Here is a 15,014-nt window from a genome sequence, read left to right as displayed (position 1 = left end):
CTCCTTCGACACTTCAACTGTTTCCTGCGCGGCACCTAGCTGGATCGGGATCTCCGTCGAGAACTACGCGCCCTCAGAGCCAAATGCCAGTAAAGCACCCGCTACAAATTTCGTCAACGTACGTAGAATAAAACTTGTTTCGCGAACAGCTCCCCAAATCTACGTAATTCCCACGGTGCCGGATCCGCGAGTGACTGCATAGCGTGATCGGCAAGAAGGCGCTCTATGGTGGGGTTGCCAAACTTGGCAGGAGCTGATCATGTTTCGAATCAACGGAGATTCTTCTCATCCCTCCGGGTACATCATGGCTTTCGTGTTAACGCCGCTGTTAGTCAGTGGAATGACATTTATGGACCTGGGAAGTGGCGTTGTAGCGCAGGCGAGCGACGACACGATGACAACCGTGCCCGTCGATCCTGAGCCCGAACCCACTGCCCCGGTTACAAAAGGGGGCAAAGAAGGATCGCAGGAAACGCCCACCCCGAGCACCCCGAGCACACCTACTCCCGAGCCGTCGGCGCCACCAACGCCGTCTCCGACGCCGACAGAAGCGCCAACACCGACGGAGGCGCCCGCCAAGGAAAAAACGAAGAAGGTGGACACGACCGCAGAACCCCAAATGGCAGCAGCGGAAATCACCCCGTTCCTCGTGCCGGCTCCCTCCGCCACATCCTCGGTGATCACCGTTTCCGTCGCGGGTGATCGCACGAGCATCACCAGCGTCTCGGGCCTCGCGGGCGTCACCCTGCAGTTGTACAGCGGTGGGGGTGGCGGCCCGAATCCCGCGCCCCGCCCCGAACCGTGGGCAAGCTGCGTGTCTGACAGCGCCGGCGACTGCAGTTTCACCATCCCCGACACCCAAGACGCGAGCGGCGGCAACCCCGCGGGCGTCAACCGCAACGCCCGTTTTTGGATCAAGCAGGCTGGCGCACCCACGGGCTATTTCGCCAACTCCACGCTCGCCGCGGGCACCACGCCAAGCAGCCTCGCATACCAGTTCCGCACCGGAAACCAGTTACTCGCGAACACCACCTACCGCTCGACCGTGAACTTCATGATCGCCTCGGGTTCAGAAAACAACGCCTCGGGCGGCATTTGGCAGAACTCCCGCAACAACCCCTCGTTCCCGCAGCAGTGCGGCATTCGCGTTGCCCTGGTGGTTGACCTCTCGGGCTCGGTGTCGCCCTACATCACCCAGATGCGGGCTGCGGCCAAGGGCTTCGTGGATGCCCTCACCGGCACGCCCAGCCAGGTGGCACTGTTCACCTTTGCCGCGAATGCGCCAGCTCCCACGGGGCGAACCTGAACTCGACGAACGTCTCGACGACCGCGGGCGCAACCACCGTCAAGAACCGGATCGATAGCTACACCGCGGGCAGCACCACCAACTGGGACCGCGGCATCTATCAGGTCGCCGCAAGCACTTCGCAATTTGATGTTGCTATCGTGCTCACCGACGGCAACCCAACCTCCTACGCCGAAGCCGAGGGACCCGGAAACAGAACCCGTTTCCGGGAAGTTGAGAACGGCATTTTTTCCGCGAATGCGGTCAAAGCGGAAGGCACCAAGGTAATCGCCTTTGGTGTGGGCGACGGCGTCAACGGTTCCCCCGACAACCTCCGCGCCATCTCCGGACCGATAGCCGGATCGGACTACTACCAGAGCAGCGACTACGCCGCCGCCGGCGAGGCTCTCCGTGAGCTCGCCCTCGGAAACTGCGCGGGTTCGGTGTCCGTCGTCAAGCAGGTCGTTTCGGCGACCACCTCAGGCGAAGACATCACGGGAGCATCTCCTGCCGCTGGGTGGAACTTCACCGCTACGACAAGCTCCCCGGGGTCACGCCAGCATCACAGAGCAGTGTCACCAATGACACCGGCGCGGTGAACTTCCCCCTCAACTATGCAGGCGGAACCACCGTGGGAACCATCACCCTCGCGGAAACCCAGCAGCCCGGCTACACCCTCGTCACCCAGGGAGGTGCCCGCGGCGTGTGTGTGAACATCTCGACCGGAGCCTCCGTCCCCGTCGTCAACGATCCGCTTCACGCAACGGCCTTTTCGGTTGAAGCCCCCGCGAGTGCGGCAATTTCATGCACCGTTTACAATCGCCCACCGGCTCCGCTGGCAAGCCTCGCCGTTGACAAAACCTGGGTGGTCAATGGCGTCACGTACAGCAACGGCAACCAGCCCATCGGCATTGACGGTCAGCTCACGCTCGGCGGCACCGACCAGGCGTGGGGCGATCCGCGCGGCGGCCTCACCGTTGGCAGCACCTTAGAAATCAACGAGGAGGTAACCTTCACCGGACGCGAGCTCTGCTCCCTGACCAGCCAAAGGATCACCCTCCACAACGGCGCCCCGGTTGATCTTCCGCTCCCCTACTCCGCCACGATCACGGCGGACAACACCTACACGATCACGAACGTGGTCACCTGCACCGCGCAACTCACCCTTAAGAAAGTGGTGCAGGGAGGCAACGCGGATCCGGCCAGCTGGACCCTCGACGCCGTCGCACCAGCGGGCGCACTGCCCGGACCGAACGGCGCTTCGGGCTCAAGCGGTGCCACCGCGGAGGTCACCCCCAACACCCGCTACCCTCTTGCGGAGTCGAGTGGCAGCCAGCTCTACACCCAGACCATCACCCAGGGCGGCAACCCGCAGCTCCCGTCAACCGGCAGCTGGCAGTGCCTGCAGGTTGACGACCAGGGAAACGTCATCCCCGGTTTTGCAGACGGGATCAACGGTGCCGTGATCGTACCCCTGGGATTCCGCGTCCAGTGCACCGCCGTCAACCAGACCGCGTCACTCACGCTGATCAAGCAGGTCACCAACGATGACGGTGGCACACGCGAACCCGCGGACTGGGAACTGACGGCAAGCCCAACGGGCACGTTCCCCTCCGGGCTCGAAGCCGAGACAGTGACGGGGAGCGAAACGGGTGAGACCGTTTCAGTTCGCCCCGGCACCACCTACGCGTTGAGCGAGAGCGGTCCCTCCGGCTACGCCCTCGAATCCCTCAAGTGTGACACCGGCCCGAACGGCACATTCGAGGCGACAACGTCGGTCACTGTCCAGGCCCTCGGAAACGTCCGCTGCGTATTCGTGAATACGGATCAAGCGGCGACGCTGAGCCTCGTCAAGGTCGTCGATAACGGCACCACCGGCGCCACGACGGCTGCCTCCGCCTGGACGCTCAGCGCGACCGGAACCGACACCGTCAGCGGTGCAGCCGGAAGCCCCGAGGTGACGGCGCAGTCGGTGGCCGCGGGCGTATATGACCTCGCGGAGACCGGCCCCGGAGGATACGACGCCTCCGACTGGAGCTGCACGGGGGCGACATCTTCGGACGCGTCCTCCGTCACCCTGTCCCCCGGAGAAAATGTGATCTGTACGATCACGAACACGGCGATCGCGCCAACTCTCACCCTCGAAAAAGAGGTTCAGAATTCCCACGGCGGCAGCCGTGCGGAGAACGAGTTCCCGCTGAGCGCCACGGGCCCCACCACCGTAAACGGCCTCAGCGGGACACCTGCCACCACCCAGGTTCCGGTCCAAATCGGCACCTACACTCTGGGTGAAACCAACATCGACCCCATCGGCTACGAGCTGAGCGGCCTCGTCTGCAGCAACGACGGCGAGCTCCTGGGCACGAGCCTTGCGGATCCGACCGCGACACTCGCTCTCGGTGACGAGGTCGTGTGCACCTTCACCAACGCGGATCGTCCCGCAACGCTCACCCTCATCAAAGAGGTTGAGCAGGGTGACACTGGCAGCACGAGGCTCCCTGCGGAGTGGACGCTAACGGCCACCCCCAACGGTATCGCGGGCCAGGAGTCAGTATCAGGCAACGGAACGGGCGTCAGGGCGGGCGGCGGCGTCGAAACCGTCTCGGTCTTCGGGGGGGACTACACCCTCTCTGAAGAAGGACCGGGCGGTTTCGACGCCGGTGACTGGATCTGTGAGGGTGGTGTGGTCTTCGATACCGTTCTCGGCGGCCAAGCCGTTACCGTGCCCACCGGCGGCAATGTCATCTGCACGATCACGAACACCGCGCTCTCCCCGAACTCACGCTCATCAAGGTCGTCGAAAACGGCGCCACGGGCGGCAGCGGGGAACCCGGTGATTGGACGCTGACAGGATCCGGCCCCACCCCGATCACCGGGGTCACCGGGGACGCCAGCATTACCAACGCACAGGTGAAGGTGGGATCCTACGATCTCTCCGAAGCGGGCACCGCGGTGGGATACGAGGCAGGCACGTGGAGCTGTGATGGCGGGGTGCTTGCGGGTTCCACGATCACCCTTGCCGAGGGTGAAAAGGTGAGCTGCACGATCATCAACACGGCTCTTGCACCCACATGGACCGTTTCGAAGTCCAGCACCCCAGCGAGCGGATCCACCGTCCTCCCCGGCACCACGGTGACCTATACGATTACCGCGACCCACACCGGCGGCGTGTATCCGACGGACCTGCTCATCACCGATGATCTCGCTGATGTGCTTGACAACGCTACGCTGCAGGGCGAGCCGAACCCGTCAGTGGGCACGGCAACACTGGGCGCGGCGAGCAGCACGCTCGACTGGCAGATCGACACGCTCACGGGCACCGCGACACTCGAGTACACCGTGCTCATCAACGACGACGCATTCGATGAGACGCTACACAATGTGGTGACGCCGCCCGTGGGTTCAAGTTGCGAGGGATCGTGCGAGACGACCCACGTCACGCCGGGTTGGCGCCTCACCAAGACCAGCGATCCGGCATCTGGCAGCATCGTTGATCCCTCATCGACGATCACCTACACACTGCATGCACTGAACACGAGCGACGCAACCGTGACGGGGGCAACCGCGCTCGACGATCTCAGCGATGTCCTCGATGAGGCCAACCTCGTGCAGCCGCTCTCCCGGGTCTGACGTTTGATCCGGTCACGAAGCAGTTGCGCTGGGACATCCCGACAATGGCGGCGGGCGATCCGGAGGCCACCATCAGCTACGCGGTCACGGTGCACGCCGATGCTCACGGGGAGACGCTCAACAACGTCGCCACCCCGGGAACCCCCGGCGGCGAGTGCCCGGTCAGCATGCCGGATCTTGCCAATCCGTTTGCAGACCCACCCGCGGTGCTCCTCGAGCCCGATGACTGCGACACCACCGACCGTGTGCGGGACGTCAATCTCGGTATCGAAAAGACGCACGCACCGATCCCGGAGGGCGCCGTCGATACCGGGAAGGATGAGGTAATCAGCTACACCATCACGGTAACCAACACGGGGCAGGATCCCGCTGAGGCGGTGACCGTGACGGATCCGCTGCCGACCGGCCTGAGTTACGTGGAAGGCACGCTGTCCGCCCCGGATGGCTGGACCGCCGCATTCAGTGACAGCGTATTCATCGCGGACTATCCCGAGCAGTTCATGGCCGGCGAGGTCGCCGTGTTCACCTTTGACGTGAGCGTCGGCGCCCTCCCTCGTCCGAGCGAATCGGATCCCTACCCGCCGATCGTCAACACGGCGTGCGTCTCGGAGGGTGCTGGCACCGACAACATCGAAAGCGACAACTGCGCGAGCGTCACGACTCCGGTGAAAACGATCGCAGTTGAGGCCGATGCGGTCTGCCGGGCAGACACGCCCTATGCAAGCTACTCGGTAACCCCGTTCAACGTGGCCGATGTGCCAACAATCTCGCTCATCTGGTGGACGCTTGACGCCTACGAGAATCGGGATCCATCGATTGACGCGGGTGACGCCGCAGCGTTGCTCGCGGACGGTGCATCGCAGGTCGACCCCATCGACGTGCCGAGTGGGTGGGCAGATGGCACCCCTCTTGAGGGACAGTTGCTCTGGCCGGGCGCCGCGGTCGACGCCGCGGGCAACCCCATTGCTTGGCCCGGTTGGACTCAGAACCCAGACGGCAGCTGGGTGCTCGATCCAAACGCTCCGTTCTACAACCTCCGCGGGGAGGCCGTGATGGAGATCCGGATCAATCCCTCCTCTGCGGCGGTGGTCGTCTACCCGCCGGCCACGCCAAACTGCAACGCGACACCGCCGACAAACCCACCGGTGCCGCCGACGCCGCCAACACCGCCGACACCATGGACGACCCCGGTGAACACTCCAAGGAGCGGCTGGCTGGCCTCAACCGGCAGCGATGCCTGGGCCGCGTGGCTCGGCGGACTCGGACTCCTGACGTTGGGCCTCGTACTCGGACTCCCGGCTCTTCGCCGCCGAGCACGAGGTGGCGGGAGAGTCTAGCGACCCCGCCGGTTGAGCGAGCGCTAGCGAGTCGAAACCAAGGAAACTGCACCCTTGGTTTCGATACTTCGACTCGCTGCGCTCACTCAGCACGGCGCTCGGCCCTAGGGCCTCCCTCAACCAGCGGGGCACTGACTACGATGTGAACATGGGATCAAAGCACACGGTACCGGCCACCCCGGCACGCCGCCGCGCGTCTCTGACTGCCCTTTTCGACCACTTCTTCTTTGTGTACGCGGGCCTGGCGGCGGTGTGGCTTGCCTGGCTCATTTTCACCGAGAGCTTCCAGTTCGGCTGGTTCGGAATCCTGTTCTTCGTCGTGTTCTGGGTGATCCTCGCCTACCTGGTGCTTCCTCGTCTCCACCGCATCCTCACAACCGTATACGTGCCCAACTACTTCATCGGCAGAACCCGCACAAGCGACGGGCTGCTGGGTGATCCGATCAATATTGCGGTGTTGGGGAGCGAGGATCAGCTCCACGCCGCCATGAAACGCGCCGGGTGGATCCAAGCTGATCAGCTGACACTACGCTCCTCCTGGAGAATCGTGCTGGCCACACTCACCAGACGCAGCTACGACGAGGCTCCGGTGAGCCCGCTCTTTCTGTTCGGCAACATGCAGAATTTCGCCTACCAGCAGGAGGTCTCTGGGAACCCCGCAAAGCGACACCACGTCCGCTTCTGGCGCACACCCGATGACTGGCTGCTCCCGGGCGGTGCACGCGTCGACTGGCTCGCGGCCGGCACCTTTGATCGCGCCGTCGGGTTATCGCTCTTCACACTACAAATCACGCACAAGATCGACGCAGACACCGACATCGAGCGCGACCACGTCGTGCAGACAGTACTCACCAGCGATCCCGATATCACTGTGGAAACCCTCATCGACTTTTCGACCGGGTATCACTCCAGAAACGGCGGTGGTGACACGATCCGCACCGACGGCTCCCTCCCGATACTTGATCTGCGCGGCATTACGGGGGTGGCGGATGACTAACTCCCGGGCCAAACGCTCCGCGGTCGAGCCGGCCACCGCCATCCTCGGCCGGGATCCCGTCCTCTCCCCGATGCGCCCCGTCCTGCACCCATCATCGGCGGCACTCTGCTCGTGCTGCTGCGCGCTGTGGCTGCGGTGATATGGAGTATCGGATTCGTACGGACCTGGCCACAGACACTGGAAAACCTCAACCTTGAAGAGGATCTGGAGGTCGCTCAGATCGTGCTCTGGATCCTGCTCGGATTCGGCGCGGCATGGACGCTGTTTCTGCTGTTGCTCGCACGCTGGCTGTGGCGCGGCAGCAACGTTGCCCGTTTGCTCGTGATGCTGTGGTCAACGGTCAGTATCTCGATCGCGGCCGTCGACTACTTTGTGAGCGGTGCAGAAATCACCGTGCGAACAACACTCCTCACGCTCGCGCTCGACATTTTGGTGATGCTTGCGCTCTCAAGCCAGGGTGCGCGAGCTTGGGCGAGGCGCCCTCGCCCTCGCCCTCGTGACCAGCGTAGCTAGCCGCGGCGGGCTCTCACGAGAATGCACTATCTCGACGACAAAGCACTCCCGTGCGTCGGCAGGATGGTTTCTCGTCGAGATAGTGCATTCTCGTTGAGAGATTCACCGATCGCGGGTAGCGGCGTGTTCCCTAGTGCCAGTTCTTCCCGTTTTCGGGCTGCTGTAGATCTTTGCGGGCCTCGTCGTCTTCCTTGCTCGGTTTGCCACCGAGACCGAGGAGCGCCACCACCACCACACACGCGATGAAGGCAATGCCTGCAGCAAAAGCGGTGAGGATCCAATCGCCCTTTGTGACCATCAACACGATGAGGCCCGCAAACACTGCGAGGACCCCGGAAAACCCGAGCAGCTCGAGCGGGCGCAGTCGATCCCTACGCGACGGCGTCACGGGATCGTGGGGTACGGACTCTGGAAGCTGGCTCATCGTGTGCTTTCTACGGGACTGCGTGGTTGGGGTGAATCGAATGCTGAAATACCAAGGAACACCGCGGCGATGAATGCGTAAGCTCCGAAGAAGCCAAGGATCGCGACCTGATCCTCACGCACTAGAAGAATCAGGATCGAGAGCAGGATCCCAAGGACACCGAGAAGCGTCGCGTCGCGTCGCTCACGCGTCGTCGCTCCGACAAACTCCAGCAAGGCGCTCGCGAGTGCCCACGAGGCGACCGTGACCGCAAAGCCGATGATCGAGCCCGTGAACGGCAGGATGACGGCAGCGATGAGCGCGACCACGGCGAGTAGCAGAGTGACCGGGCTTCCTGATTGCGGCCGAATTGCAAACCACTCAATGAAGAGGGAGACGCCGACCGCCCCGAGTGTAAACGCGGTGATCAAGGTATTGAAGCCGAGTTGCTCGTGCATGGGCGCTGTGAAGGCAATCGCAACGCCCGCGATGAAGAGCACGGCGATACGGATCAGGCGGATCGCGCGCGCGTGAGCTATCGGGTTCGGGGTACGTTCAGCTGTTACATCATTAGCAGCCATGTCGCCCCTCTCTTGAACTCCGCACAGTCTACCGTGCCCGAATCCGAGAACCACCCGCATTGGCTTCTGTGCATTCAGACCTGCAAAGGTACGACATGGGGAGCCCGCACCTACGCACGCAGGCCCCACGAGTGGCGCAGCCCGGCGCATCTACGCTTGCGGGATGCGCCATAGATTCAGACGCCCTGGGGCATGTCTTGGAAGCGGGAGTAGTGGCCCTGGAAGGCGACGGTGACGGTGCCAGTGGGACCGTTACGCTGCTTCGCGAGGATAAAGTCTGCTTCGCCAGCCCGCGGGCTGTCGCGATCTGCCACGGCTTCCCGGTGCAGCAGGATCACCATGTCGGCGTCCTGCTCAAGCGAGCCGGATTCGCGGAGGTCTGAGATAGCGGGCATCTTGTCAGCGCGCTGCTCCGACGCACGGTTGAGCTGTGAAAGCGCGATGACAGGCACGTCGATCTCTTTCGAAAGCAGCTTGAGCGCCCGCGAAAACTCACTGACCTCTTGCTGTCGGCTCTCAGACTTTTTGCCGCTGGAGAGGAGCTGGAGGTAGTCGATAACGACCATTTTGAGGCCGTGCTGCTGCTTCAGTCGACGGCACTTTGCGCGGATCTCAACGAGGGTGAGGTTGGGGCTATCGTCGATGAAGAGCGGGGCTTCGGCGATCCGCGCCTGGGTTGCCGCGAGCTTCTGAAAGTCGCGGTTGTCGAGGGCTCCCTTGCGCAGCGTCTGCATGGGGATCGTAGCCTCTGCAGCGAGCAAACGCATCGCGATCTCGGCGCGGCCCATCTCGAGCGAGAAGAAGACGGTGGTTGCACCCGCGTGCACAGAGGCGTTACGGGCGACGTCAAGCGCAAGCGTCGACTTACCCATTGCCGGCCTGGCCGCGATGATGATCATCTGGCCACCCGCGAAGCCGTTGGTCATCGCGTCAAGTTCGCTGAACCCGGTTGGTACCCCCAGCATGCCGCCAGTTGCACTGTTGGCCTTGTTGATCTCTTCAAGAGCGGCGTCGACCGCGAGGGAGAGTGGAACGTAGTCTTCTCCCTGGTTCTCCCCGTGACCCCGTAAATCTCTGACTGGGCGACGTTGACGAGGTCAATGGCTTCGCCCTCACCCGCGTAACCCATCTGCACAATGCGAGTACCGGCCTCAACGAGGCGCCTCAGCAGTGCCTTCTCGGCAACGATCTCTGCATAGAAGCTCGCGTTTGCTGCGGTGGGAACAATGCTGGTGACGGTGTGCAGGTATTCAGCGCCGCCAGCGCGCTGCAGGTCACCGGACTTCGTGAGTTCGTCGGTGACCGTGATGACATCGGTCGGCTCGCCCCGGGAGTAGAGCGCGAGCACGGCTTCGTAGATGACCTCGTGCTTGGGTACATAAAAGTCAACACCCTTAACGAGACCGGTGACATCGGCAACAGCGTCTTTTGAGAGCAGCATTCCGCCGAGCGCACTCTGCTCGGCGAGCAGATCGTATGGAGGGGTCCGCTCATTGCCGCGTGTGTTGCTCTCCACAAATGGATCGGGGATCCCCAAGTGCGCGATCGACACTCGTTTGCTCCTTCGTTACGGTGTTTGCCTGTTACGAATCCATCAGATACCGGACCACCGACATTCACGGTATGTGCACCCTCACGAAGCGCAAAATGCCACCCTTGAGGGGCTGTGGATAACTAAGTGCAAAACTTGACGCTTTGAGCCACATCTTCTCCACAGGCCTGGGGACAAGCTGTGGAAGAAAATCCAATTTTGGTGCTTTTTATCTACCGGATCAGGCATTTCAGTATTTCACAAAAGCAAAGTTATTCAAGTTTAAGGTAGAGCTTGAGGTTTGCGAGTAATCGCGACATGTGGACAACCAACCCCGTTTCCGGCGTTTGTCAAATCGAAACTCGGAACCTCAAGACCCCGCTCATTCACGCGCCGTTTACGCCCATTGAGGCGCGCAGAATGCGCAAAAACGCCCGGTGAGAGGTGAAAGAATCCGAAGATTCTTCACCCCACCGGGCGTTCGGTGCTCGCGTCTAGCGCTGCGAAATCACCTGGAGCGTGACCGTGGCGTCAACGCCCTCGTGCAGGTGCACGATTGCCTGGTACTCGCCGGTCGTCTTGATCGAAGGAAGCGTGATCTTACGCTTGTCGATCTCGCCGAGTCCAGCCGCGGAAACCGCTGCCGCAATCGCTGCGGGCTTCACCGAGCCGAAGAGCCTTCCGCCGGTGCCGGTCTTCGCCTGCAGGCGAATCTTGTTCTCCTGCAGCTTTGCCTTCAACGCCTGCGCGTCTTCGACCGAAGCGAGCGCACGAGCTTCGCGTGCTGCACGCAGCTGCGCAACCTGAGCCTCGCCACCGCGGGTCCAGTGCACCCCGAAACCCTGAGGAACAAGGTAGTTACGTGCGTAGCCGGTCTTGACGTCAACAACGTCGCCGGCGGATCCGAGGCCCTGGACCTCGTGAGTAAGAATTACCTTAGCCATGTTTCTCTACTCCTCAGCGGCCGGAGCCGGCGTAGGGGAGGAGTGCCATCTCGCGGGCGTTCTTCACTGCCTTGGCGATCAGACGCTGCTCCTGGACGGACACACCGGTGATACGGCGGGCGCGGATCTTTCCACGCTCAGAGATGAACTTGCGCAGTGTCGCGACATCTTTGTAATCGATGACGCCGACGGTCTGCTTCTTCGGGGGTGCGACAACCTTTGCGTTCTTGCCGCGGCCCGGCTTGCGGGCTGCGCCGCTGGACTTGCCTGCCATGTTATGGACTCTTTTCGTGAATGATTCTTAGGTGCCCGGAAGCACGGTCTAAGAAAACTGCTTTAGAAGGGTTGCTCGTCGTCGAAGCCGCCACCGAAGTTGCCGCCCGAATCGCCCTGACCTGAGTTGGCCCACGGGCTATCTTGTTGCGCGGCCGCGGGAGCTGCGGGCTGACCCCAGCTGCTCTGGCCGGCGGGCTGACCGCCACCTGAGCCGCCGGCGGCACCGAAGCCACCAACCTGGCCGCGTGAGTGACCACGAGTGATCTGCGCGGTAGCGAAACGGAGCGACGGCCCAATCTCCTCGACCTCAAGGTCAAGAGAGGTGCGCTGCTGCCCCTGATTGTCGGTGTAGCTGCGCTGGGTAAGACGGCCCTGAACAATCACACGCGTTCCCTTGGTGAGGGATGCGGCGATGTTGTCGGCGTACTCGCCATACGCGCGGCAACCGAGCCACAGGGCCTCACCGTCAGACCAGTCACCCGACTGACGATCGCGCACGCGCGGCGTCGAGGCAATACGGAAGGTCACCCAAGACTTTCCTGCCTGGCTAACGCGAGGCTCAGGATCGGCAACAAGGTTACCGACCACCGTGATCAGCGGCTCGCCGGCCATGAGCTACGCGCCCTGCTTCGCGGCAGCGCGGGCGGCCTTAGCCTGATCGCGCTTGGACTGTGCGGCGCGCTGCGCGAGCAGCTCGTCAGCGCGGAGCACCTTCGTGCGGAGCACGGCCTCGGAAAGACCCAGCTGGCGATCGAGCTCGGTCGTTGCCTCGTGCGATGCGGTGAAGTTCACTACAACGTAGATACCTTCGGTGTGCTTGTTGATCTCGTAAGCGAGACGGCGCTTGCCCCAGATGTCGGTGCTCTCGACAGTGCCACCAGCTTTGGTGATGACACCGAGGAACTTCTCGATGCTGGGGGCGACAGTGCGCTCGTCGATACCCGGATCGAGGATCACCATGAGTTCGTACGGATGCATTACTGACCCACCTCCTTCGGACTTCACGGCCACAGGATTTCTGTGGCAGGAGGGTGTTTGTGCAACGTGCCAGCCGCAGGGCAGATCGCTCTACAGGCAGACAACTTGTCCATACTAGCACTTCAGCGGGCCTTGGAACACCCGAATCTCCTTTACAGTAGGGGCATGCGAATCGCGCTCGTGTCGGTGCACACCTCGCCCTCGGCCGTGCCCGGCAGCGGCGACGCCGGTGGCATGAACGTGGTGGTATTGAAGGCCGCCCGTGCGCTCGCCGAGCGCGGGCACGACGTGACGGTATTCACGCGCGCCACAGGTGTACTAGCGGCGGGGGAGTACCCGCTAACACCCGGTGCGCAACGGGATGCGCGGCTCGCGGTGGTGGCCGCAGGGGATCCCGAGCTGCGTAAGGAGCAACTGCCGGCGATCCTGCCCGATTTTTCCAGCGCGATCATGCGCTTCGGCGCCTTCGATGCCGTCCACGCTCACTACTGGCTGAGCGGGATCGCGGCCGGCCCGCTTGCAGCGGCGAGCGGCGTGAGGCCCGCCACCACGCTCCACACGGTGGCCGCGCAGAAAAACGCTCGACTCGCCGCGGGCGACACCCCGGAGCCGGACTTGCGCCTCGCGGGGGAGCGCGCACTCGCCCACCAGTCCTTCGTCATCGCTGGCAGTCGCAGCGAGCTCGAGGGAATCATTGCGGGCTATGGCACGCCGAAACTCGGTTCAGCGGTCATCCACCCGGGCGTCAACACCGAGCTGTTCCGGCCGCTGCCCGCGGATACCGATACGGAGCTGCTGCGCCTCACGGTTCTCGGTCGTGTGCAGCCACTCAAGGGTCAGGAACTCGCCGTGCGCGCCGCGGCCGCACTGGCGGAGCGGGATCCCGAGCTCTGGGCGCGCTGCGAGTTGGTGATCGCGGGGGAGCCGACGCCCGGATCCGAGGCCTATGCGTTGGAGCTGCGGGATCTCGCGCGGGATCTCGGGATCTCAACTCGGGTGAGATTCTTGCCGGCTCAGGATCGCGCACACGCAGCCGAACTGCTCGCCTCAAGCGCGCTCGTGGTGGTGCCGTCGCACTCGGAAACCTTCGGGCTCGTTGCCCTCGAGGCCGGGGCGAGCGGCGTGCCGACGATTGTGGGGGCGCACACCGGACTGCTCGAGGCGGCGCCGGCAGGAGTTTCCGGCGTGCAAGTGAGCGGGCGAGATCCAGCGGAGTGGGCAGCGGCGATGCGGGATCTGCTGCGGGACCCTGCGCGGCGGAAAGCGCTCGGCGCCTCCGCCCGGGAGTACAGCGTGCGCCACAACTGGGCGGCGCACGCGGCTCACCTGGAGCGGGTGTATGCGGGGCTTCGGCGCTCCGCCGATTGAGCGATGAGCAAAGCGAAGAGTCGAAATCACGGGAACCGTCAGTTTGGTTTCGACTCACTTCGTTCGCTCAACCGGCGGTAGGGCGGGACTATCCGAGGAAGGCCTCGAGCTCCTCGCGGGCGGTGTGATCCGGCTTCTGCACGGGCGGGGACTTCATGAAGTAGGCCGATGCGGCTTCCACCGGTCCCGCAAGGCCGCGATCCAGCGCGACCTTCGCCGTGCGGATCGCATCGATCATGGTGCCCGCGGAGTTGGGGGAGTCCCACACCTCAAGCTTGTACTCCAGGCTCACCGGAACGTCTCCGAAGCCGCGACCCTCAAGGCGCACAAACGCGAACTTGCGATCCTCAAGCCACGGGACGTGATCGCTCGGGCCGATGTGCACATCGTCGGGTCCGAGATTCGCGGAGATATTGGAGGTAACCGCCTGGGTCTTGGAGATCTTCTTCGACTTGAGCCGCTTGCGCTCCAGCATGTTCTTGAAATCCATGTTGCCGCCGACGTTCAGCTGGTAGGTGTGATCGAGCGCGATGCCGCGGCTCTCCATCAGCCGCGCCAGCACGCGGTGGGTGATCGTCGCACCAACCTGGCTCTTGATGTCGTCACCAACGATCGGGAGCCCCGCCGCCACGAACTTCGCCGCCCACTCCGGATCGCTCGCCACAAACACGGGCACCGCGTTCACAAACGCGATTCCGGCATCGAGCGCGGCCTGCGCGTAAAACTTGACGGCTTCGTCGCTGCCCACCGGCAGGTAGCACGCAAGCACTTCGGCTCCCGAGTCACGCAGCACCTGTGCCACGTCGACGGGTGTCGCCGTCGATTCCTCGACCGCGTCCTGGTAGTACTCTCCAAGACCGTCGAGAGTCGGCCCGCGCAGCACGGTGGTGCCGAGCAGGGGCACATCCGAGAACTTCACGGTGTTGTTGTGCCCCGCCCAGATCGCCTCACCAAGGTCGAGGCCGACTTTCTCGGCGTCAACCTCAAACGCTGCGACGAACTCTAGATCTGACACGTGATACCCACCGAGGCGGACGTGCATGAGGCCGGGAACTTGGTCATCGTCGGCGGCGCCACGATAATATTCGACGCCCTGCACCAACGAACTCACGCAATTGCCAATACCCGCCAGGGCAACTTTCACAGTCATCGCACCAATTCCTTAGATCGT

Annotated in this window: 15 protein-coding genes and 1 pseudogene; 8 read left to right on the top strand and 8 right to left on the bottom strand. The window is 63.2% G+C overall.

Features of this window, described 5'->3' with window-relative positions:
- Positions 1–259 precede the first annotated feature (259 nt).
- From G7067_RS02815 to G7067_RS02785, 7 genes are all read left to right on the top strand, one after another.
- Entirely contained in the window at positions 260–1,306 is a 1,047-nt protein-coding gene (locus G7067_RS02815) for a VWA domain-containing protein (RefSeq protein ID WP_166321822.1), read from the top strand.
- Between the two features lie 140 nt (positions 1,307–1,446).
- Entirely contained in the window at positions 1,447–1,884 is a 438-nt protein-coding gene (locus tag G7067_RS02810; protein ID WP_166321820.1) for a VWA domain-containing protein, read from the top strand.
- The gene (locus G7067_RS02805; RefSeq protein ID WP_166321818.1) at positions 1,803–4,133 is read left to right on the top strand and encodes a prealbumin-like fold domain-containing protein; all 2,331 of its coding nucleotides are present in this window, start codon (positions 1,803–1,805) and stop codon (positions 4,131–4,133) included. Before G7067_RS02810 ends, G7067_RS02805 begins: the two co-directional genes overlap by 82 nt.
- The gene (locus tag G7067_RS02800) at positions 4,031–4,915 is read left to right on the top strand and encodes a DUF7927 domain-containing protein (protein ID WP_341872880.1); all 885 of its coding nucleotides are present in this window, start codon (positions 4,031–4,033) and stop codon (positions 4,913–4,915) included. Before G7067_RS02805 ends, G7067_RS02800 begins: the two co-directional genes overlap by 103 nt.
- A gap of 44 nt (positions 4,916–4,959) precedes the next feature.
- Positions 4,960–6,252, top strand: a complete 1,293-nt coding sequence (locus G7067_RS02795) for a DUF11 domain-containing protein (RefSeq protein ID WP_166321814.1) — start codon at positions 4,960–4,962, stop codon at positions 6,250–6,252.
- A 148-nt stretch (positions 6,253–6,400) separates the two neighbouring features.
- On the top strand, positions 6,401–7,249 hold the full coding sequence (locus G7067_RS02790) for an LssY C-terminal domain-containing protein (protein ID WP_166321812.1): 849 nt from the start codon (positions 6,401–6,403) through the stop codon (positions 7,247–7,249).
- A gap of 111 nt (positions 7,250–7,360) precedes the next feature.
- The gene (locus G7067_RS02785; RefSeq protein WP_166321810.1) at positions 7,361–7,762 is read left to right on the top strand and encodes a hypothetical protein; all 402 of its coding nucleotides are present in this window, start codon (positions 7,361–7,363) and stop codon (positions 7,760–7,762) included.
- A 130-nt stretch (positions 7,763–7,892) separates the two neighbouring features.
- Here G7067_RS02785 and G7067_RS02780 read toward each other — a convergent pair whose 3' ends face one another.
- The 7 genes and pseudogenes from G7067_RS02780 to rpsF all read right to left on the bottom strand — a co-directional run bounded on the left by G7067_RS02780 (position 7,893) and on the right by rpsF (position 12,475).
- A complete protein-coding gene (locus G7067_RS02780; RefSeq protein ID WP_166321808.1) occupies positions 7,893–8,186 on the bottom strand; it encodes an ABC transporter ATP-binding protein in 294 nt (97 codons plus the stop codon).
- Positions 8,183–8,746 (bottom strand): hypothetical protein, encoded by a 564-nt coding sequence (locus tag G7067_RS02775; RefSeq protein ID WP_166321806.1) that lies wholly within the window; start codon positions 8,744–8,746, stop codon positions 8,183–8,185. The genes G7067_RS02780 and G7067_RS02775 overlap by 4 nt, the downstream gene beginning before the upstream one ends.
- Positions 8,747–8,922: 176 nt before the next feature.
- Positions 8,923–10,298: pseudogene (gene dnaB, locus G7067_RS02770) on the bottom strand (replicative DNA helicase).
- A gap of 473 nt (positions 10,299–10,771) precedes the next feature.
- A complete protein-coding gene (gene rplI / locus G7067_RS02765; protein WP_166321804.1) occupies positions 10,772–11,221 on the bottom strand; it encodes a 50S ribosomal protein L9 in 450 nt (149 codons plus the stop codon).
- A gap of 13 nt (positions 11,222–11,234) precedes the next feature.
- Positions 11,235–11,495, bottom strand: coding sequence for a 30S ribosomal protein S18 (gene rpsR / locus G7067_RS02760; protein WP_166321802.1), 261 nt, complete (start codon positions 11,493–11,495; stop codon positions 11,235–11,237).
- A gap of 62 nt (positions 11,496–11,557) precedes the next feature.
- Positions 11,558–12,109: a single-stranded DNA-binding protein gene (gene ssb, locus G7067_RS02755; RefSeq protein WP_166321800.1), complete on the bottom strand. Its 552-nt coding sequence runs from the start codon at positions 12,107–12,109 to the stop codon at positions 11,558–11,560.
- Positions 12,110–12,112: 3 nt separating this feature from the next.
- On the bottom strand, positions 12,113–12,475 hold the full coding sequence (rpsF, locus tag G7067_RS02750; RefSeq protein WP_166321798.1) for a 30S ribosomal protein S6: 363 nt from the start codon (positions 12,473–12,475) through the stop codon (positions 12,113–12,115).
- 165 nt (positions 12,476–12,640) lie between these two features.
- Here rpsF and G7067_RS02745 point away from each other — a divergent pair, with 165 nt between their 5' ends.
- The gene (locus G7067_RS02745) at positions 12,641–13,843 is read left to right on the top strand and encodes a glycosyltransferase (RefSeq protein ID WP_166321796.1); all 1,203 of its coding nucleotides are present in this window, start codon (positions 12,641–12,643) and stop codon (positions 13,841–13,843) included.
- A gap of 88 nt (positions 13,844–13,931) precedes the next feature.
- Here the strand turns inward: G7067_RS02745 and G7067_RS02740 are convergent, their stop codons facing one another.
- Complete coding sequence (locus tag G7067_RS02740) at positions 13,932–14,993, bottom strand: inositol-3-phosphate synthase (protein ID WP_166321794.1); 1,062 nt, start codon at positions 14,991–14,993, stop codon at positions 13,932–13,934.
- Between the last annotated feature and the right edge of the window lie 21 nt (positions 14,994–15,014).

The organism is Leucobacter insecticola (assembly GCF_011382965.1).
GTDB classification, from domain to species: Bacteria; Actinomycetota; Actinomycetes; order Actinomycetales; family Microbacteriaceae; genus Leucobacter; species Leucobacter insecticola.
Note: the sequence above shows the minus strand (reverse complement) of the source record. Positions and strands in the feature narration are given on the sequence as shown.

Bases quoted from the DNA above. Each gene is read 5' to 3' on its own strand.
- rpsR (WP_166321802.1), bottom strand. From the start codon at position 11,495: ATGGCAGGCAAGTCCAGCGGCGCAGCCCGCAAGCCGGGCCGCGGCAAG.
- G7067_RS02745 (WP_166321796.1), top strand. From the start codon at position 12,641: ATGCGAATCGCGCTCGTGTCGGTGCACACCTCGCCCTCGGCCGTGCCC.
- G7067_RS02815 (WP_166321822.1), top strand. From the start codon at position 260: ATGTTTCGAATCAACGGAGATTCTTCTCATCCCTCCGGGTACATCATG.
- G7067_RS02775 (WP_166321806.1), bottom strand. From the start codon at position 8,746: ATGGCTGCTAATGATGTAACAGCTGAACGTACCCCGAACCCGATAGCT.
- G7067_RS02740 (WP_166321794.1), bottom strand. From the start codon at position 14,993: ATGACTGTGAAAGTTGCCCTGGCGGGTATTGGCAATTGCGTGAGTTCG.
- G7067_RS02780 (WP_166321808.1), bottom strand. From the start codon at position 8,186: ATGAGCCAGCTTCCAGAGTCCGTACCCCACGATCCCGTGACGCCGTCG.
- ssb (WP_166321800.1), bottom strand. From the start codon at position 12,109: ATGGCCGGCGAGCCGCTGATCACGGTGGTCGGTAACCTTGTTGCCGAT.
- G7067_RS02790 (WP_166321812.1), top strand. From the start codon at position 6,401: ATGGGATCAAAGCACACGGTACCGGCCACCCCGGCACGCCGCCGCGCG.
- rplI (WP_166321804.1), bottom strand. From the start codon at position 11,221: ATGGCTAAGGTAATTCTTACTCACGAGGTCCAGGGCCTCGGATCCGCC.
- G7067_RS02795 (WP_166321814.1), top strand. From the start codon at position 4,960: ATGGCGGCGGGCGATCCGGAGGCCACCATCAGCTACGCGGTCACGGTG.
- rpsF (WP_166321798.1), bottom strand. From the start codon at position 12,475: ATGCATCCGTACGAACTCATGGTGATCCTCGATCCGGGTATCGACGAG.